24 protein-coding genes are annotated in these 26051 nt (G+C 73.1%); 12 read left to right on the forward strand and 12 right to left on the reverse strand.

What is annotated here, in order from left to right:
• Positions 1-21: 21 nt before the first annotated feature.
• Positions 22-1560: a DUF6519 domain-containing protein gene (locus ACSURM_RS36320; protein WP_436960277.1), complete on the forward strand. Its 1539-nt coding sequence runs from the start codon at positions 22-24 to the stop codon at positions 1558-1560.
• Positions 1560-2447, forward strand: a complete 888-nt coding sequence (locus ACSURM_RS36325) for a peptidoglycan-binding protein (protein WP_436960278.1) — start codon at positions 1560-1562, stop codon at positions 2445-2447. The genes ACSURM_RS36320 and ACSURM_RS36325 overlap by 1 nt, the downstream gene beginning before the upstream one ends.
• A gap of 474 nt (positions 2448-2921) precedes the next feature.
• On the opposite strand, the gene ACSURM_RS36330 is transcribed toward ACSURM_RS36325, so the two are convergent.
• The 4 genes from ACSURM_RS36330 to ACSURM_RS36345 all read right to left on the reverse strand — a co-directional run bounded on the left by ACSURM_RS36330 (position 2922) and on the right by ACSURM_RS36345 (position 6025).
• Complete coding sequence (locus ACSURM_RS36330; protein WP_229926847.1) at positions 2922-3149, reverse strand: ferredoxin; 228 nt, start codon at positions 3147-3149, stop codon at positions 2922-2924.
• Positions 3146-4336, reverse strand: a complete 1191-nt coding sequence (locus tag ACSURM_RS36335; protein WP_436960281.1) for a cytochrome P450 — start codon at positions 4334-4336, stop codon at positions 3146-3148. Before ACSURM_RS36335 ends, ACSURM_RS36330 begins: the two co-directional genes overlap by 4 nt.
• 547 nt (positions 4337-4883) lie before the next feature.
• Entirely contained in the window at positions 4884-5354 is a 471-nt protein-coding gene (locus tag ACSURM_RS36340) for a DUF3291 domain-containing protein (protein WP_436960283.1), read from the reverse strand.
• Between the two features lie 32 nt (positions 5355-5386).
• Positions 5387-6025: a helix-turn-helix transcriptional regulator gene (locus tag ACSURM_RS36345; RefSeq protein WP_436960285.1), complete on the reverse strand. Its 639-nt coding sequence runs from the start codon at positions 6023-6025 to the stop codon at positions 5387-5389.
• Positions 6026-6233: 208 nt separating this feature from the next.
• On the opposite strand from ACSURM_RS36345, the gene ACSURM_RS36350 reads away from it, so the two are divergent.
• The 5 genes from ACSURM_RS36350 (at position 6234) to ACSURM_RS36370 (ending at position 11697) form a co-directional block, all read left to right on the forward strand.
• A complete protein-coding gene (locus ACSURM_RS36350; RefSeq protein WP_436960287.1) occupies positions 6234-7367 on the forward strand; it encodes an SGNH/GDSL hydrolase family protein in 1134 nt (377 codons plus the stop codon).
• Positions 7368-7780: 413 nt separating this feature from the next.
• On the forward strand, positions 7781-8440 hold the full coding sequence (locus ACSURM_RS36355) for a DedA family protein (protein ID WP_436960289.1): 660 nt from the start codon (positions 7781-7783) through the stop codon (positions 8438-8440).
• 98 nt (positions 8441-8538) lie between these two features.
• Entirely contained in the window at positions 8539-9759 is a 1221-nt protein-coding gene (locus ACSURM_RS36360; protein WP_436960291.1) for a sensor histidine kinase, read from the forward strand.
• Positions 9750-10394, forward strand: coding sequence for a response regulator transcription factor (locus ACSURM_RS36365; RefSeq protein WP_436960293.1), 645 nt, complete (start codon positions 9750-9752; stop codon positions 10392-10394). The genes ACSURM_RS36360 and ACSURM_RS36365 overlap by 10 nt, the downstream gene beginning before the upstream one ends.
• Before the next feature lie 130 nt (positions 10395-10524).
• Positions 10525-11697, forward strand: a complete 1173-nt coding sequence (locus ACSURM_RS36370; RefSeq protein ID WP_436960295.1) for an SGNH/GDSL hydrolase family protein — start codon at positions 10525-10527, stop codon at positions 11695-11697.
• A 95-nt stretch (positions 11698-11792) separates the two neighbouring features.
• On the opposite strand, the gene ACSURM_RS36375 is transcribed toward ACSURM_RS36370, so the two are convergent.
• On the reverse strand, positions 11793-12692 hold the full coding sequence (locus tag ACSURM_RS36375; RefSeq protein WP_436960297.1) for a helix-turn-helix domain-containing protein: 900 nt from the start codon (positions 12690-12692) through the stop codon (positions 11793-11795).
• Between the two features lie 97 nt (positions 12693-12789).
• Between ACSURM_RS36375 and ACSURM_RS36380 the strand changes: the two genes are divergently transcribed.
• The 4 genes from ACSURM_RS36380 (at position 12790) to ACSURM_RS36395 (ending at position 16277) form a co-directional block, all read left to right on the forward strand.
• A complete protein-coding gene (locus tag ACSURM_RS36380) occupies positions 12790-13380 on the forward strand; it encodes a non-oxidative hydroxyarylic acid decarboxylases subunit B (protein WP_436960299.1) in 591 nt (196 codons plus the stop codon).
• A gap of 65 nt (positions 13381-13445) precedes the next feature.
• A complete protein-coding gene (locus tag ACSURM_RS36385; protein WP_436960301.1) occupies positions 13446-14876 on the forward strand; it encodes a non-oxidative hydroxyarylic acid decarboxylases subunit C in 1431 nt (476 codons plus the stop codon).
• Positions 14877-14935: 59 nt separating this feature from the next.
• Positions 14936-15244, forward strand: a complete 309-nt coding sequence (locus tag ACSURM_RS36390; protein WP_436960303.1) for a non-oxidative hydroxyarylic acid decarboxylases subunit D — start codon at positions 14936-14938, stop codon at positions 15242-15244.
• Between the two features lie 115 nt (positions 15245-15359).
• Positions 15360-16277 (forward strand): TIGR03564 family F420-dependent LLM class oxidoreductase, encoded by a 918-nt coding sequence (locus tag ACSURM_RS36395; RefSeq protein ID WP_436960305.1) that lies wholly within the window; start codon positions 15360-15362, stop codon positions 16275-16277.
• A gap of 199 nt (positions 16278-16476) precedes the next feature.
• Here ACSURM_RS36395 and ACSURM_RS36400 read toward each other — a convergent pair whose 3' ends face one another.
• The 7 genes from ACSURM_RS36400 to ACSURM_RS36430 form a co-directional block, all read right to left on the reverse strand.
• Positions 16477-17472: a sugar kinase gene (locus tag ACSURM_RS36400; protein WP_436960307.1), complete on the reverse strand. Its 996-nt coding sequence runs from the start codon at positions 17470-17472 to the stop codon at positions 16477-16479.
• The gene (locus ACSURM_RS36405; RefSeq protein WP_436960309.1) at positions 17469-18224 is read right to left on the reverse strand and encodes a bifunctional 4-hydroxy-2-oxoglutarate aldolase/2-dehydro-3-deoxy-phosphogluconate aldolase; all 756 of its coding nucleotides are present in this window, start codon (positions 18222-18224) and stop codon (positions 17469-17471) included. The genes ACSURM_RS36400 and ACSURM_RS36405 overlap by 4 nt, the downstream gene beginning before the upstream one ends.
• 49 nt (positions 18225-18273) lie before the next feature.
• A complete protein-coding gene (locus ACSURM_RS36410) occupies positions 18274-19155 on the reverse strand; it encodes an SDR family NAD(P)-dependent oxidoreductase (protein WP_436960310.1) in 882 nt (293 codons plus the stop codon).
• Positions 19156-19223: 68 nt separating this feature from the next.
• Complete coding sequence (locus tag ACSURM_RS36415; RefSeq protein WP_436960311.1) at positions 19224-20519, reverse strand: enolase C-terminal domain-like protein; 1296 nt, start codon at positions 20517-20519, stop codon at positions 19224-19226.
• A 157-nt stretch (positions 20520-20676) separates the two neighbouring features.
• Positions 20677-21900, reverse strand: a complete 1224-nt coding sequence (locus ACSURM_RS36420) for an ROK family protein (protein WP_436960313.1) — start codon at positions 21898-21900, stop codon at positions 20677-20679.
• Positions 21901-21956: 56 nt separating this feature from the next.
• Entirely contained in the window at positions 21957-23309 is a 1353-nt protein-coding gene (locus ACSURM_RS36425) for an MFS transporter (RefSeq protein ID WP_436960315.1), read from the reverse strand.
• Positions 23310-23444: 135 nt separating this feature from the next.
• On the reverse strand, positions 23445-25031 hold the full coding sequence (locus ACSURM_RS36430) for a right-handed parallel beta-helix repeat-containing protein (RefSeq protein WP_436960317.1): 1587 nt from the start codon (positions 25029-25031) through the stop codon (positions 23445-23447).
• Between the two features lie 564 nt (positions 25032-25595).
• On the opposite strand from ACSURM_RS36430, the gene ACSURM_RS36435 reads away from it, so the two are divergent.
• Positions 25596-26009 carry a lytic transglycosylase domain-containing protein gene (locus ACSURM_RS36435; protein WP_436960319.1) on the forward strand — a complete coding sequence of 138 codons (414 nt, stop codon included), beginning with the start codon at positions 25596-25598 and terminating at the stop codon, positions 26007-26009.
• Positions 26010-26051: the final 42 nt, after the last annotated feature.

The raw sequence follows: 26051 nt of genomic DNA on the forward strand, positions 1-26051 counted from the left end.
GAACCAGGGGGGACCCCCTTCATGCACGCCGACCTCTCCCGCGCCACCTTCCGCCCGGAGCGGCACTACTCCGCGGTCCTCGCCCAGCAGGGCCGGGTACAACTGGACGCCGACCTCAACGAACAGACCGCCATCCAGCTCCACCAGGCCCGCACCCTCGCCGCCGACCTCATCGGCCGGCACGGCGGACCCGCCGACGCCTGCGGCTTCCGCATCGAATACGTGGGCGGCAAGCACGACATCGACACCCTGCACATCCACGGCGGCCGCTACTACGTGGACGGCATCCTGTGCGACGCGGACCGCCCCGCGCCCGGCGTCCCCGTACCGGACGAGGACACCGCACCGCGGCAGCCCGCCGGGACGGACGCCCACTGGGACTACTGGAACCAGCCCGACGGCTTCCGCGACCCGGAACGGCCCGGCGACCGCCTGCCCTCGCCCGCCCGGTCGCCCTTCCTCGTCTACCTCCAGGTGTGGGAGCGGACGGTCTCGGCGGCCGAGGACCCGGCGCTCCGCGAGGTCGCCCTCGGCGCCGCGCTCCCGGACACCGCCGTCCGCACCAAAGTCGTCTGGCAGGTGCTGCCGCTGCCCCTGACCGCGCTGGACCTCGGCGACGCCGAACCGTCCCCGGGCGCCGTCCGCGACGCCTTCGACAAGTGGGCCCGGGCCCAAGCCGCGCCCTCCGCCCGGCTCGCCGCCCGCGGCGAACGGCCCGAACACGCCGACGACGACCCCTGCCTGGTCCGCCCCGACGCCCGCTACCGGGGCCCGGAGAACCAGCTGTACCGGGTGGAGATCCACGCGGGCGGCGAGGCGGCCGACGCCACCTTCAAGTGGTCCCGGGAGAACGGCTCGGCCGTCTTCCCGGTGGACGAACTCGACGGCACCTGGGTTCAGTTGGCCACCCTGGGCCCCGACGCCAAGCTCGGCTTGGAGGTCGGCGACCACGTCGAGGTCACCGACACCGCCTACGCCTCCCGGCTGGAGGCGCTGCCCCTGCTGCGGGTCGAGGAACTGGACCTGCCCGGCCGCCGCGTCCGCCTCTCCGCCGAGCCGGACCCGCGCGTGGGACGCCTGCCGCACCTGCACCCCTTCCTGCGCCGCTGGGACCACCGCGAAAGGCCCCGGCGCAAGGGCCGCACCGAGTCCCTGAAGGGCGGCGCCCTGCCGCTCGCCGAAGGGCGGTGGCTGCCGCTGGAGGACGGCGTCCAGGTCTACTTCGCCGAGAACGGCACCTACCGCACCGGCGACCACTGGCTGATCCCGGCCCGCACCGCCACCGGAAGCGTCGAGTGGGACACGGACGCGGCCCGCCGCCCGCTGCTGAAGGCCCCGGCGGGCATCGACCGGCACCTCGCCCCGCTGGCACTGGTCACCGGCGAGGGCAGCACCGCCGACCTGCGCCGGGCCTTCGGCGCGCTCGCCGCGGACGTCCCCCCGGCCGATCAGGCGGCCCTGGACGCCGAGGCCCGCGCCGCGCACGAGGAACGGGCCGCGGAGGCCGGCCCCTCCCAGACCACGGCGGCGGCGGGGGCCGCCGCGGAAGGAGACGAGTGATGGCACAGCCGATGAGCGCGGCCAAGTTGCTGGCGGTCCTGCGCGCGGAGGGCCTGACGGTGCACGAGGTACGCGACTGGCGCAACCACAACCGCAACACCAAGGGGCCCTGGGGCCCGGTGAACGGCGTGATGATCCACCACACCGTCACCTCGGGCACCCAGAACTCCGTGAACATCTGCTACGACGGCTACGCGGGCCTGCCCGGGCCCCTCTGCCACGGGGTCATCGACAAGGAAGGCCACGTCCACCTCGTCGGCAACGGCCGCGCCAACCACGCCGGTCTCGGTGACGGCGACGTGCTGCGGGCGGTGGTCGACGAGAGCGCGCTTCCACCGGACAACGAGGCCGACACCGACGGCAACCGGCACTTCTACGGCTTCGAGTGCGTCAACCTGGGCGACGGCAAGGACCCCTGGCCCGAGGTGCAGAAGGAGGCCATCGAGAAGGTGTCCGCCGCGATCTGCCGGCACCACGGGTGGTCGGAGCGCTCCGTCATCGGCCACAAGGAGTGGCAGCCCGGCAAGCAGGACCCGCGGGGCTTCACCATGGACGCCATGCGGCGCCGCATAGCCGACCGGCTCGCGGGCAAGGGCGGCAAGGAGCCGGGCGGCCCCAAGCCCGGACCCAAGCCCAAGTACGCGCCCTTCCCCGGCGCCGGCTTCTTCCACACCGGGCGGAAGTCCCCCCTGATCACCGCCATGGGCCGCCGCCTCGTCGCCGAGGGCTGCGGCCGCTACGAGAAGGGCCCGGGCCCCGAGTGGACCGAGGCCGATCGCAAGTCCTACGCGGCCTGGCAGCAGAAACTCGGCTACCGCGGCAAGGACGCGGACGGCATCCCGGGCCGGACGAGCTGGGACAGACTGAAGGTCCCGTCGGGCGACTGACCACCTGATGAGATGACCGCGGACGCCGGCGTACCCGGCGTCCGCGTTCGTGTGTGACGGGCCCGATCACCGGGCCGGGCCCGGACCCCCTCGCCTTCCCACCGGACGTCTGCCGCCGGGACACGAGGGGCTGTCGAAATGAGGACTGGCCACGCTCGACAAGCTCGGAAACCTCGGCACTTCCCTGCTGGAGCGGTTCCTCCCCTCCGCCGACGCGGAGGCACTCACGTGCTAGGTGCGCCGCAACGCGGAGGGGTACTGGCAGGACGATGAACTATTTCGCTTACGGCGTGCGCGGACTGCTGACCGCCGTGTTCCTCATCGCCGCAGCCGGCAAGACCGGCAGGGCCGGAGCGTTCTCCGCCTACGCCGACTCGCCGCGCCCCCTCGCCGTGGTGCCCGGGCCGTCGCCCGGCCGCGAAGCCGGGCGACGAGGCATCGCGGTCACGGCGGGGGGAGCTCCGGACGCGCCGCTCACGGGCGTGGCCCGATCAGCCGTTGCCCGGCGCGTACCGAGATCGCCGTCGCCGGGCAGGAGTCCGCGGCGTCCAGCGCGCGTTCGTCCTCGGGGATGTCCGCGGCGAGCGGCTCCGCCCGGCCCTCGTCGTCCAGCCGGTACAGCTCGGGTGCGATACCGGCGCACATGCCCGATCCCATGCACAGGGCGCGGTCCACCCCGGTCGTCCAGGACACCGCCCTCACCACCCCACCGGCATCTCGCGCGGACCACGGACCAGCATCTGGTCCTTCCAGCGCACGTCGCCCGCGAGACGCAGACCGGGGAAGCGTTCGAGCAGGGCCCCCAGAGCCTCCTGAAGCTCCAGCCTGGCGAGCGGTGCGCCGAGACAGTGGTGCACCCCGTGCCCGAACCCGAGGTGCTGGACGCCGGTCCGGGTGATGTCGAGCCGGCCGGGGTCCGTGAACTTCAGCGCGTCGCGGTTGGCGGCGCCGATCGCGACCAGGACGGGCTCACCGGCGCGGACGAGGGTACCGCCGACCTCCACGTCCTCGGTGGCGTACCTGGGGAAGCTCGCGCCGCTGCCCAGGGGCACGAAGCGCATGAGTTCCTCGACCGCGCCGTGCAGCAGCTCGGGGTTCTTGCGGAGTAACTCCATCTGCTCGGGGTGGTCGAGCAGCGTGTGCACGAAGTTGGGGATCTGGGTGGCCGTCGTCTCGTGACCGGCGATGAGGATGCCGTCGCACAGATCGACCAGTTCCAGTTCGCTCAGCCGGTCACCGGTGTCACGCGCCTCGATCAGGCCCGTCATCAGGTCGGGTCGCGGGTTGCGCCGGTGGTCCGCCACCAGTCCGGCCATGTAGGCCCGCAGTTCCTGCCTGCTGCGTTCCAACTCCGCGGCCGTCAGGGAGCTGGTGGAGAGCGCCGCGTCGCTCCAGGTCCGGAACTTGGGGCGGTCCTCCTCCGGCACTCCCAGCATGCGGCAGATGACGGCGACCGGGATCGGCAGCGCGTAGTGTTCCACGAGGTCGGCGGGCTGCCCCATGGCCTCCATCTCGTCGAGCAGCCGGTGCGCCAGGTCCCGGACCGCCGGACGCAGTTTCTCCACCTGGTGCACGGTGAACGCCTTCGCCACCAGCGTGCGCAGCCGTGTGTGCCCGGGCGGGTCCATGCTGAGGATGCCGCTGTCCTGGCTGCCCTCCGAATGACGTGGTGCGTCGTGCCGTAGCGCCTCCGCCCTGCTGAAGCGGCGGTCACCCAGAACCAGGCGCGCGTCGGCATACCTGGTGACCAGCCAGGCGGGCTCCCCGTACGCCAGACGTACGCGCATCAGGCCCGGTTCCTCAAGGGCCGCCTGGTACGCGTCCGCCAGGCTCAGTCCGTCGGGCTCGTTGAACGGATAGGGCACGGGCTGTTCGGCCGTGACCGTCATGGCGTGATCTCCCGGTCGCTCGGTGGATGCCATTCGATGGTCACGTCCGCTCACCGGCGTCGGCAACAGCGCTTTCTCAGCCATCGGGCGGCCCCCGTGGCAGCGCCACCGGACAATGGGGGTGGCTGCCGCCGGGCGCCTGGACCTCAGCGTTACGCCCTTGCGGACCGCCATCGTCCAGCCCGCGCCGACCACGTCGCCCTGGCCGGGAATCGGCTTCCCAGGCGGCAGGGCTCGCGCGGCCAGTCACGGTCCCGCTTCGCCGTCGTGCGCGTCCGCCCGGCCGGCAAGGCCGTCGAGCGTCCCATCCTGGCCGTCACCTCGGCCGAACGGGGCTGGTGGGACGGAGTGCTGCCCGACTGCCGGCCGCTGGTCGAGTGGCCCGGGGGCGCGGAGACGCCCGCCGACCACTGGCTGTCCAGCCCTCGACGCCCTCCAGGATCCCTGAGGTGCTGGACCGGTTGTGCGCCACCTGCCACCAGCCACCAACCGCTGCCCAGCAGGCCACACACGACGTCAAGATCGAGACAGACCTGACGGAGCCGTACTAGAGCCGCGCCATCCCGCTCGGCGCCGGGTACGGGGCGCGGAAGGTGAACGCCTGCGGGCCGGGGCCGTTTTCGCGCACCATCGCGATCCGCTCCATCGCCTCGTCGACGGTCGGGCGGTGGCCGGCCGGGATCCACCACAGGGCCTGGTGCGCCTCGGTCATGCGGCGGAACCACTCCCGGCGGCGGCTCAGTACGCGAAGGTGATCGCTGTGGTACGTGAACCTCTGGAGCGCTTCGACCGATTCCCAGACCGAGCAGTTGAACAGCAGCAACGTGTCGTTGTCGACGGGGCGGATGCCGGTCGCGTCCATGCCGCCGGCGTCCACCATCCGCCAGACGAACCCGGGACTCTGGTCGGCAAGGGCGTTGATCTCCGGTTGCAGGGCGACGAAGTCGGCCAGCTCGGGGCTGTCCAGCGGGGCGACCATGCGGCCGATGTTGACCTGCGCCAGATGAGAGTCAGTCATGAGCACAGCATGGCCCGGCCCGACTTCTATCGTCAATCACTTTTATTTTTAGAAAGGGCGACACAGCAGCCGCCGGGGCACGGATCCAACGCGGGTGACCACCGCTCGTGCGCCAAGCCCTCGATGAGCGCCAGGTTCATCCCGCAGATGAGGGCGGGGAACTCCGTAGCCAGCGCGTGGTAAGGGCAGTTGCGCAGCCGCAGCGTCTCCCCGTCCCAGAAGGGTTCGTAGCCCCGGGCCCGTAGCACCGCCTCCACGTCGTCGGCGGGCCCGTCCGGGTGTGCCGCGCCCGCCGCCCTCGCCGCGGCCTGCAACTCCCGGTCCAGCCCGGCGTTCTCCAGCACCTCGGCGAGCAGCCGGCCGACGGCCTCGTACGACCGCGGCGGCACGGAGACGGCATGTTCCCCCTCGGCGCGCCGGTACAGCTTCGCCGGCCGCCCCGCCCCGGGGCCGGTGCGCCCGGACAGCCGCCGGAAGGAGACGGCGAGCAGCCCGGCCTCGACCAGCTTGTCCAGATGGAAGGCGGCCAACGACCGGGAGACCCCGGCCGCCTCCGCCACCGCGTCCCGGCCCACCTCCTCGGGGGCGGCGGCGACGTAGCGGTAGAGGCGGCGGCGCACGGGATCGCTCAGCACGGCCAGCATGTCGAAGGTGGAGTCTTCGTCAGTCACACGCCGACTCTATGACCCGTCAGGGCCTGCCACCGATGCCGAGGAAGCCGGAGAGCGCCACTCGCCGGCCCGCCAGCCCCATCACCACACCGGTGTCTTCCGCACCCGTCGCAACCGCCCACTCCCCACGCCGCACCCGCACCGCCATCATGGGAGCGCTCTCGTACTCGTCGCACGCGCAGATCTCCCGACACCGGAAGGACCGCTCATGCGTACCGCTCCCCACCTCTCCCGGCGGGCACTGCTCACGGCCGCCGCCGCGAGCGTCACCGCGGGCGTCACCACCGCGGCGGCCACGCCCTCCCAGGCGTCCGGCGCCCACCGCTCCCTGCCGTCCTTCCGGACGGTGGGCCGGGTCAAGGAGGCAGCCGACGGCTGGGTGCGATACAGCTGGCCCGGTGTCGTCTTCGAAGGCCGCTTCCATGGCAGGGGAGTCGGGATCGTGCTCGACGACTCCGCCAACGACTACGACGTCCAGATCGACGGAACGACCGTGAGCACACTGGTGACTCCCGGGCGCACCACGTCCTGGATCACAGGCCTCGCCGACACCGAGCACACCGTGCGGCTCGTCAAGCGGACGGAGTGCCCGTGGGCCGTCGGCCGCTTCGGCGGGTTCGCCGCCGCCCGGGGAGGAAGGATCCTCGCCGCCCCCGCGGCGCGCAGCAGGCAGATCGAGTTCATCGGCGACTCCTACACCGCCGGGTACGGCAACACCTCGGACACGCGTGACTGCTCGGCCAACGGCGGAGTCGACCGGAACAGCCACGCGGGCCTCGCCTTCGGCGCCCTCACCGCGCGGAAGCTCGACGCCGACTACCAGCAGAACGCGTTCTCCGGCCGCGGCATGGTCCGCAACTACAACGGCGGCGACCCCGGCACCGATTACCGCACCTACTACGACCGGGCCCTGCTGAACGTCGCGGGCGACGTCTGGCGCAAGCCGCGCGAATGGCGGCCGCAGGTCGTCGTCATCGGCCTCGGCATCAACGACTTCTCGACCCCGCTCCGCCCGGGCGAGCCCTGGGCCACGCAGAGCGAGCTGATCGCCGCCTACGCCAGTGCCTACCACGGCTTCCTGGACAAGCTGCGGGCCCGCTACGGCAGCAGGACATTCCTGGTGGTCAGCGCCACCGCGGTGTCCGGCACCGCCTTCGCCGACACCGCCCGGGGCATCGTCCGGGACCGCAACGCGCGGGGAGACGACCGGGTGGGCTACTGGTACTACGACGACCCCGGCCTGGACCGGCTCGGCTGCGACTGGCACCCCTCACTCCGCGACCACGAGATCATCTCCGGTCTGCTCGACCAGTACCTCGCCACCGTGCCGCTGGACTGGTGACCGGGAGGACGACTCGGGCAGGGCGGGGCGGGACCGGCACCGTCCGCCACAGTGCGCGTCGACCCGTCGGACACCGGCGACACCCCGCCGGTCCCGGGTGCGGCAACGCGCACATCGACAAGACAAGGCGGCGGCCGGATCTGTGACGGCCGAGGCCGGCGGCCCGGTCCAGGGCGGTCGCGGATCGGGCCTCCGGCTCACCGCGGCTCGGCGACTCCCAGCGCGTGCTCGGCGGCCGGAACAGCGCGGCAGCCTCGTAGGGCCCACCCTGCGGAAAACCACAGGGCGGGCCCTACGGAGAACAGCATGCGGTCCGACGGCAACCCCCATACCGTGGCCGAACCGCCATTCCTAGGTTGGAAGCCGTCGGGGAGACGACCCGCCCCCGCGACCCGCCACCTGGGAGACCCGCCATGCCTCACCTGACTCTCGCCTTGTCCTCGCAGCCCGCGGACGGGATCGCGGGATGGGCCGCCGACCTCGTGGACAAGATGGGCGGCCCCGGCGCCGGTCTGGCCATCGCGCTGGAGAACCTCTTCCCCCCGCTGCCGAGCGAGGTGATCCTGCCCCTCACCGGTTTCGCCGCGGGTCAGGGCGTGCTCAGCCTCGGGTCGGCACTGTTCTGGACGACGCTCGGTTCGGTGGCCGGCGCGGTCGCCCTGTACTGGATCGGCATGCTCTTCGGCCGGGAGCGGATGTTCGCGCTGTGGGCGAGGCTGCCGCTGGTGAAGACCTCGGACCTGGAACGCACCGAGGCGTGGTTCGCCAGGCACGGCACCAAGGCGGTCTTCCTCGGCAGAATGGTGCCGATCTTCCGCAGCCTGATCTCGGTGCCCGCCGGCCTGGAACGGATGCGGATGCCCGTCTTCATCATGCTCACCACGCTCGGCAGCCTGATCTGGAACAGCGTCCTGGTCCTGGCCGGTTACTGGCTCGGCGACCAGTGGGACGTGGTGGAGACCTCCGTCGGTGTCCTGAGCAAGGTCGTTCTGGCCCTGGTGGCCGCCGCCTTGGTCACGTACCTGGCCGTGCGGCTCAAGGGCCGCCGCAAGGCCCAGCACCGCCGCGTCTGATGCGCCCCGGCCCGCTCCACGGCGACCCCGCGATGTCCATGCCGGCAGACTCGGACGATCTTGTCCCGGGCCGTCCGGTCGCACTAGGCTCGGGGCCCGTGCACCAGGACCTGAGACGCGAGGCGTCCCGCGGCCTCGCGGGAGCCCCCGGCGCCCCGGGCCCGGGTGCCGAGGCGAGCGCCGCCCCGACGCCGTCCCGGTGGCGCCGTAGTACGGGCATCCTGCTCGGCTGCCTGACCGCGCTGCCCGCTTCCCTCTACTTCCTCGCCGCCGGCGTCGCCCTCGGCCCCTTCCTGCTGTGGCCGCGCACCCGGGCGGACGCCCTCGGCCTCCTCATGACCGGTGCGCGCGCCCTGGCGGCCCTCGAACGCGGCCGCCGCACGGTGTTCTTCGCGGACCGCTTCCCCGAGCACTACACGGCGTCCGACCACAAGATCCTGCGCTACCTCGCCGTCCGCTGCTACACCGGACTGCTGTGCGCGGTCGTCATCGCACTGCTCGGCTTCGGCACCGTACTGGCCGCACTGCTCCTCCACGGCGTGACACGGGGCAGCCTCGGCTGGGAGGAACTGCTGACCCAGGCGGGGCTGGGCGGCGTCCTGCTCTTCCTCGACCTCCAGGGACTGCGCTCGCTGGCCGCCCTGGACGCCCGCTCCGCCGTCGAGTGCTTCGGCCCCTCCGAGCGGGAACTGCTCCAGCGGCGCATCGACGAACTCGCCGCCAGCCGCGCCGCGGTGGTACGGGCGGTGGACGCCGAACGACGGCGTATCGAACGCGATCTGCACGACGGAGTCCAGCAGCGCCTGGTCGCCCTCGCCATGCTGCTGGGGCGGGCCCGGCGCAGCCGCGACCCCGAACGCACCGACGCGCTGCTGTCGCAGGCGCACGAGGAGTCCCAGGGCGTGCTCACCGAACTGCGTGAAGTGGCCTGGCGGGCCTACCCCTCGGCGCTGGACAGCCTGGGGCTGCGGGAGGCGCTGGGCGGCGTGGCCGAACGGTGCGGCATCCCGCTGCGCATCCGGTACGAGGTCGATACACCCTTGCCCCGGCCGGTGGAGACGGCCGCGTACTTCGTGGTGTCCGAGGCCGTCACCAACGCCGCCAAGCACTCCTCCGCCACCGCCATCGAGGTGCGGGCCGAGGCCGACGGTGAACGGCTCATCCTGCGGATCGAGGACAACGGCGAGGGCGGCGCGGACCCCGCGGGCAGCGGGCTGACCGGATTGCGCGGCCGGGTCGACGCGCTCGACGGCGTCCTGAACGTCGAAAGCCCCCTCGGGGGACCCACCATCGTCTCCGCGGAGCTGCCATGCGCGTGATCCTGGCCGAGGACTCGGCCCTGCTGAGGGAGGGGCTGGTACGCCTGCTCGCCGACGAAGGCCACGAGGTCGTGGCGGCCTTGGGCGACGCGGTGACCTTGCCGGAGCAGGTCGACAAGCACCGGCCGGACATCGTCGTGGTCGACATCCGGATGCCCCCCACCCACACGGTCGAGGGACTGCGCGCCGCGGTGGAGATCCGCGAGCGCCGGCCGGAGACCGGTGTGCTGGTGCTCTCACAGCACATCGAACGCACCTACGCGGTCCAGCTGCTGGCGTCCAACGCCGAGCGGGTCGGCTACCTGCTGAAGGACCGGGTGGCCCAAGTGGAGGAGTTCCTGGACGCCCTGGAACGCATCCACGCGGGCGGGGCCGTGATCGACCCCGAGGTCGTACGGCAGTTGCTCGTCCGCACCACGCACGCCGACCCGCTCGCCCGGCTCACCCCGCGCGAACACAGCGTGCTGGAGGCACTGGCCCAGGGATACACCAACACGGCCATCGCGGAGAAGCTGCACATCTCGGTCAGCGCGATCGAGAAGAACCTCAACGCCGTCTTCGACAAACTGGACCTGAGTCACACCACCGGCTACAACCGGCGCATCCTCGCGGTGCTGCGCTATCTCCAGTCGTGAAGAGTGCGGGCCCCAGTGTGTGTCGGCGTCAACCTGCCGTGATCGCCTGACTCGTTGGAGGGACTGCACGGTCGAAGGCGCGTATACCGTCTCTTCTGCGGCAATTCCGGACGGTATGCGAAATTCTTGGGTGCGAGGCCGACGACGCCTCGCGGTCGCGACCGCCGCTGTGACCGCCCTCTGCGGGGCCGGCCTCATGCAGGGCGGTGGCGCGCACGCACAGAGCAAGGCGGCGGAGACACCGTGGGTGGTGTCACTGGGCGACAGCTTCATCTCCGGCGAGGCGGGCCGCTGGTCGGGCAACAGCAACGACGGCGACGGCGGCTACTCCGGTACCGACCGGTCCTTCGACGCCGCCAGCGGCGCGACGGACGAGCACCGGGTGTACGGCACGTCCTACGACAACGGGTGCAACCGCTCCGACAGCGCCGAGGTCAACTCCGCGCCCGTCCCGGCCGGGGCCCGTCGGCTCAACCTCGCCTGCTCGGGAGCCACCTCGACCGCGATCCTGCTGCCGGGACACGGCGGCAGCCCCTTCAAGTCCGAACCGTCCCAGGCCCAGCAGCTCCAGAAAGCCGTCACCGGCCACCCGGTACGGGCTGTCGTCGTCTCCATCGGCGGCAACGACCTCGGCTTCGAGGACGTCATCGTCGCCTGCTCCAAGGCATTCCTCACTCCCTTCGGCGCGACGCCCTGCGCCCCCACCCAGGCACCGGAGGTCAAGGCCCGGCTGCCCAAGATGCGCACCGCGGCCGTCAACGCGCTCGCCGACGTCACCACCGCCATGGACCGGGCGGGCCACCCGGCGGGCAGCTACCGCCTGATCCTCCAGTCCTACCCCTCACCGCTGCCCGACGGCGCCCGGGTGCGCTATCCCGGCGAGAAGTACGACCGCCTGACCGAGGGCGGCTGCCCCTTCTTCGACGAGGACCTCACCTGGGCCCACGACAAACTCGTCCCCGAGATCAGCACCACCCTCGCCTCCGCCGCCCGCGCCTCCGGCGCCGAATTCCTCGACCTGTCGCGCGCCTTCGACGGCCGGGAGGTCTGCTCCACCACCACCGTCCAGGCCGGACCCGACCGGCGGCCCTCGGGCCGCACCAGCGAATGGGTCCGCTTCGTGACCACCGGCGCCGGCCAGGGACAGCGCCAGGAGTCCCTGCACCCCAACTACTACGGCCAGCTCGCCCTCGGCGCATGCCTCGGCCTCCAGCTCGACCGCGCACCCGGCGACCACCGCTGTCTCAACACCCCCGGAGAAGGCCCGCGCACGATGCGCCTGAGGCCGGCGACCACGACATGAACACCGGCACCGGATGTCGTGAACACCAGCGGGAGGGAGGCCGGCTCACTCCGTAGTACGGCCCGGGACGCCACGGGGATCACGCGGCCAGGCGGTCATGTGCCGCGAGCCGTCGCGCGGAAGGCTGTCGGTGTGGTGCCCGTGCGTTGCCGGAAGAACGTGGTGAAGTCGCTGGCGTCGGTGAAGCCGAGGCGGGTGGCGAGGGCGGTGATGGTCAGCGTGCCGTGGGCGAGCTCCCGTTTGGCCTCCAGCACCACGCGTTCGTCGATGTAGCGTTTGGCCGGCATACCGGTGGCGGTTCGCGTGGCCCGGGTGAGAGTGCGACGGCTGTAGCCCAGTGCCGCCGCGTAGTCCTCCACCCGGCGAGTGACCGTGAAGTCACGCTCCACGGCCGCGTGGAAACGGCGGAACGTCTCGTTCATGGCCGGCCCGCCGGGCTCCGACCCGTACGCCCTGGCCAGGCGCACCAGCAGTACCGCCAGCAGATGCCGCAGCACCTGCACATGGGATTCCAGGGGCAGCTCGGCCATGGCCCGGTACTCGTACCGCAGGTGCTCCAGTGCCCGGCGCAGCCCTTCCGCGTGCGGGGCGTCCGGCTGGAGGGGCGCCCGGGCCGTCGCCAGGCCGGCGACCGAGGCGGCGGCCGTCTCGGTGTCGGGGAAGCCCGCGGGGAAGGCGATCACCAGGCCCTGGGCCCGCGGGAGGTCCGTGCCCCAGCGCTGTACCTGCCCGGGGTGGATCCACAGCCAGCCGCCGCCGGACAGCTCGTAGCGGGTGAAGTCCACCGAGACCGTCAGACGGCTGCCCGGCCGCACGGTGACGATCTGGTGGAAGGCCGGGCGCAGCGACGCGTGCGGATCGTTGCCGTGCCGGCGGGCGCGCTCGGCCAGTCCCGCCAGCTCGACCAGCTCCAGCCCCGGCGGGGAACCGGCCGTGCGCCGCAGGGCGAGCTCCCGGATGACCGACCGCCGCGCAACCTGTCCGTTTTTCCCCATGGCGAGTCCCGAGTGTACCGCCGCACCCCCTCACCGCGCTCCTAGCGTGAAGGCGTAAGGGCAGATCAGCGCGGTGTGCGCGGGAAGGAAGGCCGGTATGAGACTGGTCGTGGGGATGACCGGAGCCACCGGAGCGGTGTTCGGTGTCCGGTTCCTCCAGGTGCTGGCCCAGCTGCCGGACGTGGAGACTCATCTGGTCCTCAGCCGGTGGGCGCGCACGACGATCGAGCTGGAGACGGGCCTGTCCGTGAGCGAGGTCGGTGACCTGGCCGACGTCGTGCACCAGCCGCAGGACCAGGGCGCCGCCATATCCTCCGGGTCGTTCCGCACCGACGGCATGGTGATCGTGCCCTGCTCGATGAAGACCCTGGCCGCCATCCGCGCCGGCTACGCCGACACCCTGGTCGCTCGCGCCGCCGACGTGATCCTCAAGGAGCGGCGCAAGCTCGTCCTCGTCCCGCGCGAGACACCGCTGAGCGAGATCCATCTGGAGAACATGCTCGCGCTCTGCCGGATGGGGGCGCGGCTGGTGCCGCCCATGCCCGCCTTCTACAACCACCCGCGGTCGGTGGACGACATCGTCGACCACGTCGTGACCCGGATCCTCGACCAGTTCGACCTGCCCGCCCCCGCCGCCAAGAGGTGGGAGGGCATGCGCGCCGCCCGCCTGCCGCGCCCCGCTTCCTGACGCCCGCCCGGCCGCGAACCGCTTCCCGACGTCCCACCCTCCCCCTCGATTCCCACGGAGTACCCATGGCCTACGACGACCTGCGCGGTTTCCTCAGCACGCTGGAGAAGGAAGGCCAGCTGCTGCGCATTACCGAGGAAGTCCTTCCCGAACCCGACCTGGCCGCGGCGGCCAACGCCGCCGGCCGCATCGGCGAAGGCGCACCCGCCCTGTGGTTCGACAACGTCAAGGGCTTCACCGACGCCCGTATAGCCCTGAACGTCCACGGCTCCTGGGCCAACCACGCCCTCGCCCTCGGTCTGCCCAAGCACACCCCGGTCAAGGAGCAGGTGGAGGAGTTCGCCCGGCGCTGGGACGCCTTCCCCGTCGCTCCCGAGCGGCGCGAGGACGCCCCGTGGCGGGAGAACACCCAGGAAGGCGACGACGTCGACCTGTTCTCGGTGCTTCCCCTGTTCCGTCTCAACGACGGTGACGGCGGCTTCTACCTCGACAAGGCGGCCGTCGTCTCCCGCGACCCCGAGGACCCCGGTCACTTCGGCAAGCAGAATGTCGGCACCTACCGCCTCCAGGTCATCGGCGGGAACCGGCTCGCGATACAGCCCGTGCCCGTGCACGACATCGCGCTCCACCTGCGCGCGGCGGAGGAGAGGGGCGAGGACCTCCCCATCGCCATCACCCTCGGCAACGACCCGGTGATGGCCATCGTGGCCGGGATGCCCATGGGATACGACCAGAGCGAGTACGAGATGGCCGGCGCCCTGCGCGGCGCGCCCGCCCCGATCGCCACCGCCCCCCTCACCGGCTTCGACGTGCCGTGGGGATCCGAGGTCGTCATCGAAGGCGTCATCGAGAGCCGCGAGCGGCAGATCGAGGGCCCGTTCGGCGAGTTCACCGGGCACTACTCCGGCGGCCGCCGCATGCCCGTCGTCCGCGTCGACCGCGTCTCCTACCGCACGAACCCGGTCTTCGAGTCCCTCTACCTGGGCATGCCGTGGACCGAGTGTGACTACCTTGTGGGCCCCAACACCTGTGTCCCGCTGCTGAAGCAGCTGCGCGCCGAGTTCCCCGAGGTCCAGGCCGTCAACGCCATGTACACGCACGGGCTGCTGGCGGTGATCTCCACCAGGAAGCGGTACGGCGGCTTCGCCAAGGCCGTGGCCATGCGCGCCATGACGACCCCGCACGGCCTCGGCTACATCACCACGGTCATCGTCGTCGACGAGGACGTGGACCCCTTCGACCTGCCGCAGGTCATGTGGGCGATGTCGTCGAAGGTCAACCCGGCCGACGACGTCGTGGTCCTGCCCAACCTCTCCGTGGTGGAACTGGCACCCGCCGCCCAGCCGGCGGGCCTGACCAGCAAGATGATCATCGACGCCACCACCCCCGTGCACCCCGACGCGCGCGGCAACTTCTCCACGCCCACCAAGGACCTCCCCGAGGCCAAGGACTGGGCGGCGCGGCTCCAGCGCCTGCTGTCCGAAGCCCGCGGCTGACACCCGTCCGAGGCACCCACCCGGCTTGTAGCAAGGCTCGTACCAAGGAAGGCACCTCCATGACCGACTGCTGCCCCCGCTGCGCCCACGAGAGCGTCGGCAACCTGTACTCCTCGCCCGTCCCCGGCGTCTGGGACGTCATGCAGTGCGCGCGTTGCCTGTACACCTGGCGGACCAGCGAGCCGGACCGGCGCACCCGGCGCTCCGCCTACCCGCAGGCGTTCCGGCTGACCGCGGAGGACCTGGCGAACGCGGCCGAGGTACCGGCCGTCCCGCCCCTGCGCACCGACGGCGCCCACCAGCGGACCGGACAGGCGGGCGGACAGACCTCCGGCCCGGTGGCGGCCGAGGCGGCCCGGCCGCAGTAGCGCGCGGGCCGTGACAGCGACGACCGGCGTGCCGGGGTCCGGCCGGGCAACCAACGTTCATGTGTTTGTCACATTCGGCCGGAATGGCGGTCACGCGTGAGCCGGTTGCCTGAACATGACCATCGGAGTAGCGCTCTCTCATCTGAACTCGATCGAGACCACCGTGCGGCTGGCCCGGGAAGCCCACGAAGCCGGGCTGACGTCCGCCTGGTTCGGGCAGACCTTCTCCTACGATTCCCCGACGCTGGCCGCGGTCGTCGGCCGTGAGGTGCCCGGCCTCCGGGTCGGCACCTCGGCGATCCCGGTCTTCGGGCGCCATCCGCTGATCGTCGCGAGCCAGGCGCAGACCGCCCAGGCCGCCACCGGGGGCCGCTACCACCTCGGGCTCGCGCTCGGCACCAAGCACCTCACCGAGACCGGCTTCGGCATCCCGTACGAGCGTCCCGTCGCCCGGCTCCGCGAGTTCCTCACCGCCCTGCGACCGCTGCTGGAGACGGGCAGCGCCGACTTCCACGGCGAACTGCTGACCGCCACCACCCCGCTGCCGGCCGCCGTGCCGGGCGCCGAACCGCCGGTCCCCGTCCTGGTGGCCGCCATGGGACCGCAGGCCCTGCGGGTCTCCGGCGCCCTCGCGGACGGCATCCTCCCGCTGCTGGCCGGGCCGCGCGCGCTGGCCGAGCACATCGTCCCCGCCGTCACCGCGGCGGCCGAGGCGGCGGGCCGGCCGGCGCCGCGGATCGTGGCCTTCGTGCCCGGCGTGGTCACCTCCGACGCCGAAGAGGTGCGGCAGACGGCGGCCGAGACGCTCTCCTTCTACGAGAGGTTCCCGTCCTACCAGCGGGTCATCGAACTGTCCGGCGGCACCCGGGCCGTCGACATCGCCGCCATCGGCGACGAGGAGACCGTCGCCGCCGAAGTACGCCGTTACCGCGAGGCCGGAGCGACAGAGGTGGTCTTCATAGCGAGCGAACTGGGCGGGGAGGCCGACCAGCGCCGGACGTTCGCGCTGCTGGGCGAACTGGCCGGCGGCTGAACCGCGGAAAACCCGCCCGGGCCCGCCCGGCGGCCGGTTGCCGCGCGAGGGCCCGGACGGGCGCGCCGGGGCCGGTGACCGGACCGGCCTCGGCGCGTCCGTGTGCCGGGGGCAGATTCACGCCGGCAGCTGCCCGAGAAGGGACCGTCACTTCCTCGACCGGCGTCCTTCCTCGACCGGCGTCGTTCCTCGACCGGTGTCACCGGGTCACCGTCCCCGGGGGTGCCTCGTCGAGGGCGAGTTCGGCGGGTGTGGGCAGTCCCTCCCAGTCGCCGTCCGTGGCCACCGAGCAGGCGGCGACACGGGTGGCCAGGGCCAGGCAGCCGGTGGTGTCCCGGCCGTTCAGGCGGGCGGCGAGACAGCCGGCGACGAAGGAGTCGCCCGCGCCGACCGGGTCGACCTCCGGCACGGGGTGCGCGGCGGTCCGGACGGTGCCCTCGGCGGACACCGCGACCGCGCCGTCGGCGCCCAGGGTGACCACGACGGTGTGCGGGCCCGCGTCGCGCAGCGCACGCGCGAGTTCCGCGGCCGGCGGCGGAGGATCGCCGGGGCCGTGGCCCAGCAGCATCGCGGCCTCCTCCAGGGAGGCGAAGAGGATGCCGACGCGCGGCAGCAGGGCGCCGACGGCGGCTGCCGCCTTCTTGGCGGTCCACAGGCGGGAGCGGTGGTTGACGTCGAGGCAGACCGTGGTGCCGCTCGTGGCGGCGCGGTCGACGGCCGCGTGCACGGTGGCGGCGGCGTCGCCGGACAGGGCGAGGGTGATGCCGGTGACGTGCAGGAGGTCAGCGGTCTCGACGAGGCCGTCGGGCAGGTCGGCGGGGCGCAGACGGGAGCCGGCCGAGGCATCGCGGTAGTAGTGCACGCGGCGCAGCGCGGCGGTACGTCGCTCTTTGACCAGCAGGCCGGTGGGGGCGCCCGGATCGATGACGGCGTGCACGTCGACGTCCTCCGCGCGCAGCCGGCCGGTGACCAGGGCGCCGAATTCGTCCGCGCCGACCCGTCCCACCCATGCGGCGCGGTGGCCGAGCCTGCGGACACCGACGGCGACGGTGGACTCGGAACCGGCCGTGGTCAGGGCGAGGGAGCGGGCGTGGCGCAGCGGGCCGATCCGGTCGGGCACCAGGGCGGCCATGGTCTCGCCGAGGGTGACCAGACGGGCCGGCCCGGCGGGCGGGGTTTCGGCCGGGGCGCTCATCCGGCCGCGTCCTCGGCCCGGGCGCGGGTCGCGAGCCGGGCGAACCGGCCGGCGCGGCCGCGCAGTTCGGTGAGCGGGCCGCCGTCGAGGGCGTCGCCGAGCAGCGGGGAGCCGACGCCGCAGGCGAGTGCCCCGGCCGCCAGGTACCGGGGCAGGGCGTCGAGGCCGATGCCGCCGGTGGGCACCAGGGGTATGTCCGGCAAGGGCGCGGTGAGGGCTCGTACCGCCCGGGGACCGAGCGCCTCGGCGGGGAAGAGTTTCACCGCGCTCGCCCCGCGCCGCCAGGCGGCGTACGCCTCGGTCGGCGTGAGGCAGCCGGGCAGCGAGCCCAGCCCGGCCGCTCGGGAGGCGTCGACGACGGCGGGTTCGTACACCGGGCCGACGGTGAAACGGGCACCGGCGGCGGCAGCCCGGGGCACCTGACCGGGGTCGGTGACCGTGCCCGCTCCCAGCAGGGTGCCGGGCGGGAGTTCGCCGGCCCGGCGCCCGGTCAGCTCGCGCAGTGCCTCCAGCGCGCCGGGTGTCGGCAGGGTGATTTCCACACAACGCACTCCTGCCTCCAGCAGGGTCAGCACGACGGGTACCAGGGGTGCCGGCCGGCGGGCGCGCAGGATCGCGATCAGGCCCTGGCGGGCCAGGGCGTGGAGCAGGGCCTCGTCGGCGGGGCTCGGCTCGGGACGGTTCGTCCCGGGGGACCTGTCCACGGCAGGCGGGTCCCAGCCGGGGGCGGGGGAGGGGGTCGGATCGGTCATGGTGCCTTCCCTGAGTCACGGCATCGGAGAGCGGGGCGGACAGACGGGGTCAGGGAACGTTGGCCTCGGGCAGGACGGCGAGCGCGCCTCCGTCGACGGGCACGGCCACCCCGTTGACGTACGAGGAACGCGGTCCGGCCAGGAAGGCCGCGACCTCGGCGATCTCCTCGGGCACGCACAGCCGGCCGAGCGGATAGGCGGCGAGGACGCGCCGGCGTTCGGCAGGGTCCCGCCAGCGGTGCGCGTTGCGGTCGACGGCGACGAACCCGGGTTCCAGCACGTTGCAGCGCACGCCCGCCGGGCCCCACTCGGTCGCCGCCGCGCGCGCCAGCGCGGTCAGGCCCGCCTTGGCCACCGCGTACGGGGCCATGCCGGGGGCGGCTCCGTGGGCGTGCACCGAGCCGATGAGGACGATGGACGCCGGACCGGCGCACCGGCGCACCAGTTCCGCGCCCCACTGCCAGGCCGACACCAGGCCCAGGTCAAGGACATCGCGCCACCGCTGCGGGTCGAGTTCGGACAGCGGGGCACGTGCCTCGGCCAGCAGGGCGTGGACGAGGACGGCCGGGCGGGCGGCGCAGGAGTCGTAGGCGCGGGCGAGCAGCGAGGGGTCGGTGGCGTCGCCCACCACGGGCACCACCCCCGGCAGATCGCGTACCGCCGGATCCCGGTCGACGGCGACGACCTGGGCACCGCAGGCGGCCAGGCGCACGGCACAGGCGCTGCCGATCCCGCCCGCCGCGCCGAGCACGACAGCGGAGACCCCGGCGAGCTCCGTGGACGGGGCGCGGGGGCGGGGCGGCTTCCCGTCGGGGCCGGGAGCGGGAGCGGGGCCGGACGCGTGCGCGGTGCCGGGGGCACCGGGTGTGTTTCCGTCACCGGTGGTGCGCGGCGCGGTCGCGTCACTCGGGGTAGGGGTACTCGGTGTCATCGCGGCGTCCTGTGGGCGGCGGGCGGTCATGGCTGGGGGCTGTGCGGTCACGGCCGGGGAGCGGGTGGTCACGACGACACACCCCTGTTGACCGACGGGTCCTGCGGAGCGTGGGCGGGGGCCAGGCCGAGACCGGGGCCGGACGGCAGCGCGTACGTGCCGTCCACGAGGAGGTGCGGGGGCGCGCTCCAGCCCGCAGGGCCGTCCCGCTCGCCGAACATCACCTCCAGGGGCAGAGCGCTCCCGGCGAGCAGCGTGAGATGGGCGGCGGCGGCCGTGGCGACGGGGCCACTGGGGTTGTGGAAGGAGACGTCCGCCCCGTACCGCTGCGCGAGGCGGGCCAGCCGCAGGGCGGGCAGGGGCCCTCCGGCATGCTTGACGTCGGGCAGGAGGACATCGAGGACCCCGCCGCGCAGCGCCGGCAGCACCTCCTCTTCCCGCCCGGTGAACTCCCCGCCCGCCAGGGGGACTCCGAGCGCGTCCCGCAGGCGCCGCAGTCCGGTGACGTCGTCCAGCCGGGCGGCGTCCTCCAGCCAGCCCGGTTGCAGCGCCGCGAACTCCTCGGACCGGCCGAGGACGTCGGCGACCGTCACCAGATGGTGGGCGTCGAGCAGGACGTCCACCTCCGGGCCTACGGTGTCGCGCACGGCACGGGCGATCTCCAGCCCCGCGCCGAGCCGCACACCCGCCGGCAGACCGTCGAACGGCGCGCACTTGACGGCGCGGAAGCCCGCGGCGACCGCACGTGCGGCGAGCCGTGCCGCGGCCTGTGGGGTACGGGCGGTCATGGCCCGGTTGATGTTGGCGTACAGGGCCACCCGGGGAGCTTCGGCCGACGAGGGCGAGGCGGCCCGGTCCGGTAGTCCGGCCGGAACCGGTGGAAGCGCGGCAGACCGCCGGATCCAGTGGCCCAGCGGCAGGGCCGTCCGGCGTGCGGCGGCGTCCGCGACCGCGGTGGCCAGGCCGCCCAGTACGGTGCGACGGGCGAGGCGGGCCGTGGCGCCGGCCGGCGCGTCGGCCCATCGCTGCCCCTGCGTGTCCAGCCACGTGACGGCCCGTACCCAGGTCGTGCCGGTGATCCCGGCGGCGAGTTCGGACAGCGGGGCGGCCGGGTCTCCGCCCGGCACGTCGGACAGCTCTCCCCAGCCGGTCGTGCCGTCACCGCCCCGCACTTCGGCCAGGAGCCAGGTGGTGCGCCGGGTCACGGAAACGGTGTGCAGCCGGACCGCGGTGACGCGCTCGCTGTCGGCGGCGCGCTCACCGGGCGTGCCGGGCCCGGCCAGGGAAGGCCGGGCGGCGGTGGCCGGCGGCACCACGGATGGCGCGGCCTCGGCGGCCGGTGTCACGGTCGGTTCTGGGGTCACGAGCGGTCCCTTCCTAGGGGAGCGGTGGCCGGGCGAGCCACGGCCCACGGCCGCGCACCCGGGGCACCCGGCGCACCCGCGTGCCGCGTGGGACGCACCGGCGCCGCCGCCGAGGGCACCGGCATGGCGGACCCGGCGCATCGGGGCTCGGCGGCGGTCAGCCGAAGTCCTCGAAGGACAGCGGGTCGTCGTAGTAGGCGCGCAGCAGCAGCGCGGCCGAGGCGGCGGCCAGGCTGTGCGGGCCCAGGGCGGTCGGCTGTACGTGCGCGGGGTCCCAGGAGGGGCCCAGGCGGGCCGCGGCGGCCCGTCGTACCTCCGTCAGGTGAGCGGCGACGGCCAGTACACCGCCGGACAGCACCACCAGGTCGGGATCGAGCAGGTCCACGAGGTGGGCGACGGCGCCGCCGATGTGCCGGGCGCGGGCGCGCAGCAGGTCGTCGGCGCCCTCGTCGCCCGCTTCGGCCAGCGCGGCCAGGCGCGACAGCCCGTCACCGGTGCCTTCCGCGCCGCCGGGAAGCACCCCCCGGCGGGCGGCCGAGGCGAGGACCGCGCGGTCGGTCGCCACCGCCTGCAGCACACCGCGCCGTCCGCAGGCACAGGCGGCGCGGAGGTCGTCCCCCGCCGAGGAGCCCGGGGGCGTCGTGACCGGAAGATGCGCCACGTTCCCGGCGGCGGACCGGGCGCCCACATGCACCCGCCGGCCGATGGCGACGGCCGCGTCGATGACGTTGCCGGTGAACAGGTGCACCGAACAGCCGGCGGCCCGGGCGCGGCCGAACCAGACCTCGGCGGTGGCGTGGGCGCGCGCGCCGGAGTCGACGCGCACCGGCAGACCGGTGGCCCGGGCGAGCAGCGTCCCCAGGGGAACGTCCCGCCACCCGAGCGCCTCGTTGTCGATGACCGTGCCGCGCTCCGGATCGACCCAGCCGCCCGTGGCCGCGCCGATGCCCAGCACCGGTGTGCCGCCCGCCTCGGCCAGCAGCCGACGCACCAGGCCGGCGGCGCCCGGGAGCAGGTCGCCGGGGGCGGCGGGACCCCGTTCATGCGTGCACCACGCCTGTACCGTGCCGCGCAGGTCGACCAGTCCGGCACTGGTGCGCTGACGGCCGATGTGCAGGCCGATGGTCAGCCGGGCGGCGGGGTCGAGATCGAGCGGTACCCGGGGACGTCCGCCGCCGCCGCTCAGGGCGGGCAGTTCGCGCAGGACGCCCGCGGCGACGATGGGGCCCACGATCCGGCTGATGGTGCCCTGCGCCAGGCCGAGCCTGGCGGCGAGGCCGGCGCGCGGGATCGGTCCTTCGTCCAGTACGGCCCTCAGTGCCGCGGCGGTGTTGGCCCGCCGCAGGTCCCGGGGTGCGCCGGTGCGCGGGTGCTCGGTCACGTGGTGCGTCCTCACTGTGTCTTCGGGTGCCGTACGCGGGTGTGCGGCTCAGGTTTTCACGGGCCGCCGCGCGTGGATCTCCTCCAGCTCCCGGCCGCCGGTGGCGAGGAACGGGGAGAGCGCCACGACGAGGGCGCAGACCAGGTAGGAGCAGGCGTACAGGACGATGGTGCGCAGCCCGAACCGGTCGGGAGGGTGGGCACCAGCACGACGTTCAGCGCGATCATCAGACGGGTGACGGCCTGGGCGATGCCCGAACCGAGGCCGCGCACCGGCGTGGGGAACGCCTCCGAACTCCACACCCAGGCGAGCACGCCGGGCCCGAACCAGGTGAGGAAGGAGTAGGCGACGTAGGCGATCAGCAGGACCACGGAGCTCCGGCCGCCGAACAGGCCGAGGGCGACACCTGCGGCGAAGACGCCGAGACAGGCCCGGATGCCCAGGGCGCGGCGGTTGACCCGGTCGATGACCGTGGCGCCGAGCGCGACGGCGACGAAGCCGACGGCGAACCCGGCGAGGGAGAAGTACAGGGAGTTCCCGGTGCCGATGCCGGTGGACTCGATGACGAGGGGACCGGCGACGGTGGCGACCGCGCCGCCGAAGGACTGGAAGGCGAAGAAGCACGTGACAGCGGCGAGCCGGAGGGCGGCGCGCTTGGTGAAAAGGTCACGGTAGCTGCGGGTGCCGTGCGCGTCCACGGTGGCGGGCTCCTCGACACCGAGGGCCTCGAACACGGCCTTCGCGTCCTCGTGACGGCCCTGGGCCTTGAGCCAGCGCGGCGACTCGGGCAGGAACTGACGGGCGATCAGCACGCCGAGGGCGGGCACGGCGGCCAGTCCGAACAGCCAGCGCCAGGTGTCCTGTCCGGTCAGGGGGCGCAGGGCCAGGGCGATGACGACGCTGGTCATGGCACCACCGAGCCACATCAGATTGGGCAGGCTCCCGGCCACCCTGCCGCGCCGGGCCTTCGGGGCGATCTCGGCGAGGAAGGCGTGCGAGGTGGGTATGTCCATGCCGACCGCGACGCCGATGAGGAAGCGGGCGATCATCAGTTGCCAGACCTCGGTGACGAACGCCGAGGCCACGGAGGCCACCACGAAGAAGACCAGGTTGACGACGAAGATGACCTTCCGGCCGAAGCGGTCGGACAGGTCACCGAAGACGACCAGGCCGACCGCGGTGCCGATGAAGGCGATCGCGCCGAGCCAGCCCACTTCGAAGGAGGTCAGCGCGAAATCCGGCTTGAGGAACAGCAGCGCGGCGCCCATGACGAGGAGGTCGTACCCGTCGATGAACTCGCCGAAGGCGACGAGCCGGGGCGTCCACACACGGGTGAACGCGGCTCTGACACCCGGCTGGGCCGACGGCGGCGCGGGCGCGGCGTCGTGCTCCTGGCTGGTGCTGGTCATGAGGTGACCCTGTCCTTCCGGGGTGAAGCCGGGGATGGCGGTGGGTGGTGCGGTGGTGGCGGGGGAGCGGAGCGTACGGTCTCGGTGGTCCGTACGGCTTCAGCGGTCCTTACGGTCTCGGTGGTCCCTGCGGCCTCAGTGGTCGTGGAAGCCGATGCCCGGCGGGGTGCCGATCGGATTGCCGAAGAAGTCCCGGCCGCCGTTGTCGGCGATCGGGATGCCCGCACGGCGAGCGGGGGAGTCCGCACGCAACCGGTAGTCGGCGGGGTCGTCGGTGCCGGGTCCGGGGGCCGTGAGCAACGGCGCGGTGCTCAGGGTCGCGGTGGCCCGGGCGGGGGCCGGGACGCCGTACAGCAGGTTGTGGTCGACGACGAAGGAGGAGTCGTCCAGGACCCAGTCGACGGTTCCGGCCGTGCCGCCGGCCCGGACGATGTTGTCGCGGAACCCCACGTCCAGCGCGCCGTCCTTGGTGGCGCTCTCCAGGACGACGTGGTGCGCGGTGCCCGCGGGGACGTCCGGAAGCTGGATCGTGTTGTTGTGGATCCGGCCGCCCCGTAGACCGCCGCCGCACACCTGGAAGGTACGGGTGCGGTCGTCGACCGACAGGTTATAGCGGATGGTGAAGTCCTTGGCGTTGCCCGGGACATCCGCGCCGTAGGGGCACAGCAGGAAGAACCCGCCGTCGTTGTCGGAGGAGACGTTGTACTGGAACGTCACGTGGTTCGTGGAGTGGTCGACGTCGTAACCCTGCCCGTCCCGCGTGGTGTTGCCGCCGGAGGAACGGTTGTACTGGAAGGTGACGTAGTCGCTGTTCGCCGTCCACATGCCCGCGTTGACCGAACCGGCGCGCATGTTGAAGCCGTCCAGGGTGTTGTGCTGGACCAGGACGTCACTGCTGCTCTTGACGACCAGGCCGTCACCGCCCACGTCGGACAGGGCGTTGTGCTCGATGAGCAGCCCGGTGTGCGGGTGCCAGGCGGCGGTGCAGTAGCTGTTCCAGAAGGTGGCCAGGTCGGGGCGGCGGCACCAGTTGGACCACAGGTAGATCCCGGCCCGGTCGACGGAGCGCACGGTGTTGTTCCGGATGGTCAGCCCGTGGAAGGCCGACGGGGTCGTGCTGCCGAGGGCTTCGACGACGATGCCGCCGGAGGCACCCGCGTACTTGCCGTTGCCCGCCGCGCCGCCGGTGGCGGAGGGCAGCACACCGCGCACGTCGTGGATGTCGAGCCGTTCCAGTGTGACGCCGCTCAGGTCACCCGAGTCCACGGCCTGCACCCACACACCGCGCCGGGCGGTGGTGTTGTCGCCCGGGGCGCTCAGGTCCAGGTCGGTGACGTGGACGTACGAGGCGTTCCTCAGCCATACGGCGGCGAGGTTGCCGTGCGCGTCGATCCGGGGCCGGGTGTCGCCGGCGCCGTACGCGCCGACGGTGATCGGTGCGCCGGCGGTCCCGGAGGTGTGCAGATACAGCTGCCCCGTGCAGGTGGTTCCCCGGCGGAACAGCACCCTGTCGCCGGGACCGAGGGCGCGGGCGTTGACGGCGGGCATGGAGTTGAGGGGCGAGGCGCTGGTGCCCGTACCGGCCGAAGCGCGAGAACAGTCGACGTAGTAGGTGCTGGGCAGGGTGTCCTGGGCGGTCGCCTCCGCGGCCGGAGCGAGGAGGCCCGCGAGGACACAGGACGCGAGTACGGAGATGATGCGGCGTATCGGGAGGGTGAACACCTGCGCTCCTTACTTTCGTTCCGCAAGAAACTAATGGAGCCGGGTGGGGAGTCAAGAGCGTGGGCCGGAAGCCCACGGAACCGTCATGCCGCTGAAACAGTCGGCGGGGGCGCGCTCGGTCCGGCGGTACTGCGGGCGCTGCGCCGGGCCACGAGGCGCGCCGCGTTCGAGACCGCGGTCACATTCGACCGCCCCGGACGGTGACCCAGCGCGCGAACCCACGCACGGGAGGTGAGCGGGCCGGTGAAGGACCCCACATGACGCACGTCACCTACGACCCCGAGCCGTAGCGCCTTTCGCCTGATTCACCCCGCCCCGCACCCCCTCCGACCTGCGGATTGAGACGCACGCCACATACTTCGCGTCCCTCATGAATCCGGCCACCACTAGTAAAGGGGGTCATTGCGGGCCCCCTGCGGGCCTGCTTATCTGGATGACGTCGCCAGGCGCCACGAGCCCCGCAGCGGGCCGCGGCGCCGACGCATGCCGGACACACCACGCGGTCCCCCCCCGTGGTCCACCCCGTGCGGGCGATCCCCTGTCCCCGAACGCAAGAGGTACTTCGTGACCGTCTCCGTCATCCGCCGCATCGCTTTCCCGAAGAAGGTCCTCACCACCGCCGCCGTGGCCGCCGCCACCGCCGGCATGGCGCTCACCGCCGCTCCGGCTCACGCCGCCCCGGCCCCGGCCTCCTCCGCCCAGGCGATCGCGCACAAGATGATCCCGGACGCCGCGCAGTTCAACGCCTTCAGCAAGATCGTCTCCCACGAGAGCGGCTGGAACCCCCACGCCACCAACAGCTCCTCCGGCGCCTACGGCCTCGTCCAGGCCCTCCCGGCCTCCAAGATGGCCTCCGCCGGTGCCGACTGGAAGACCAACCCGGCCACCCAGATCAAGTGGGGCCTCGACTACATGAACTCCCGCTACGGCAGCCCCGTCAAGGCCTGGGACTTCTGGCAGGCCAACGGCTGGTACTGAGCCCAGCCGACAGCACCCCACAACGCACCCGCACCCCAGCCC

Source organism: Streptomyces sp. SudanB182_2057 (assembly GCF_964272715.1).
Classification (GTDB): Bacteria; Actinomycetota; Actinomycetes; order Streptomycetales; family Streptomycetaceae; genus Streptomyces; species Streptomyces rubradiris.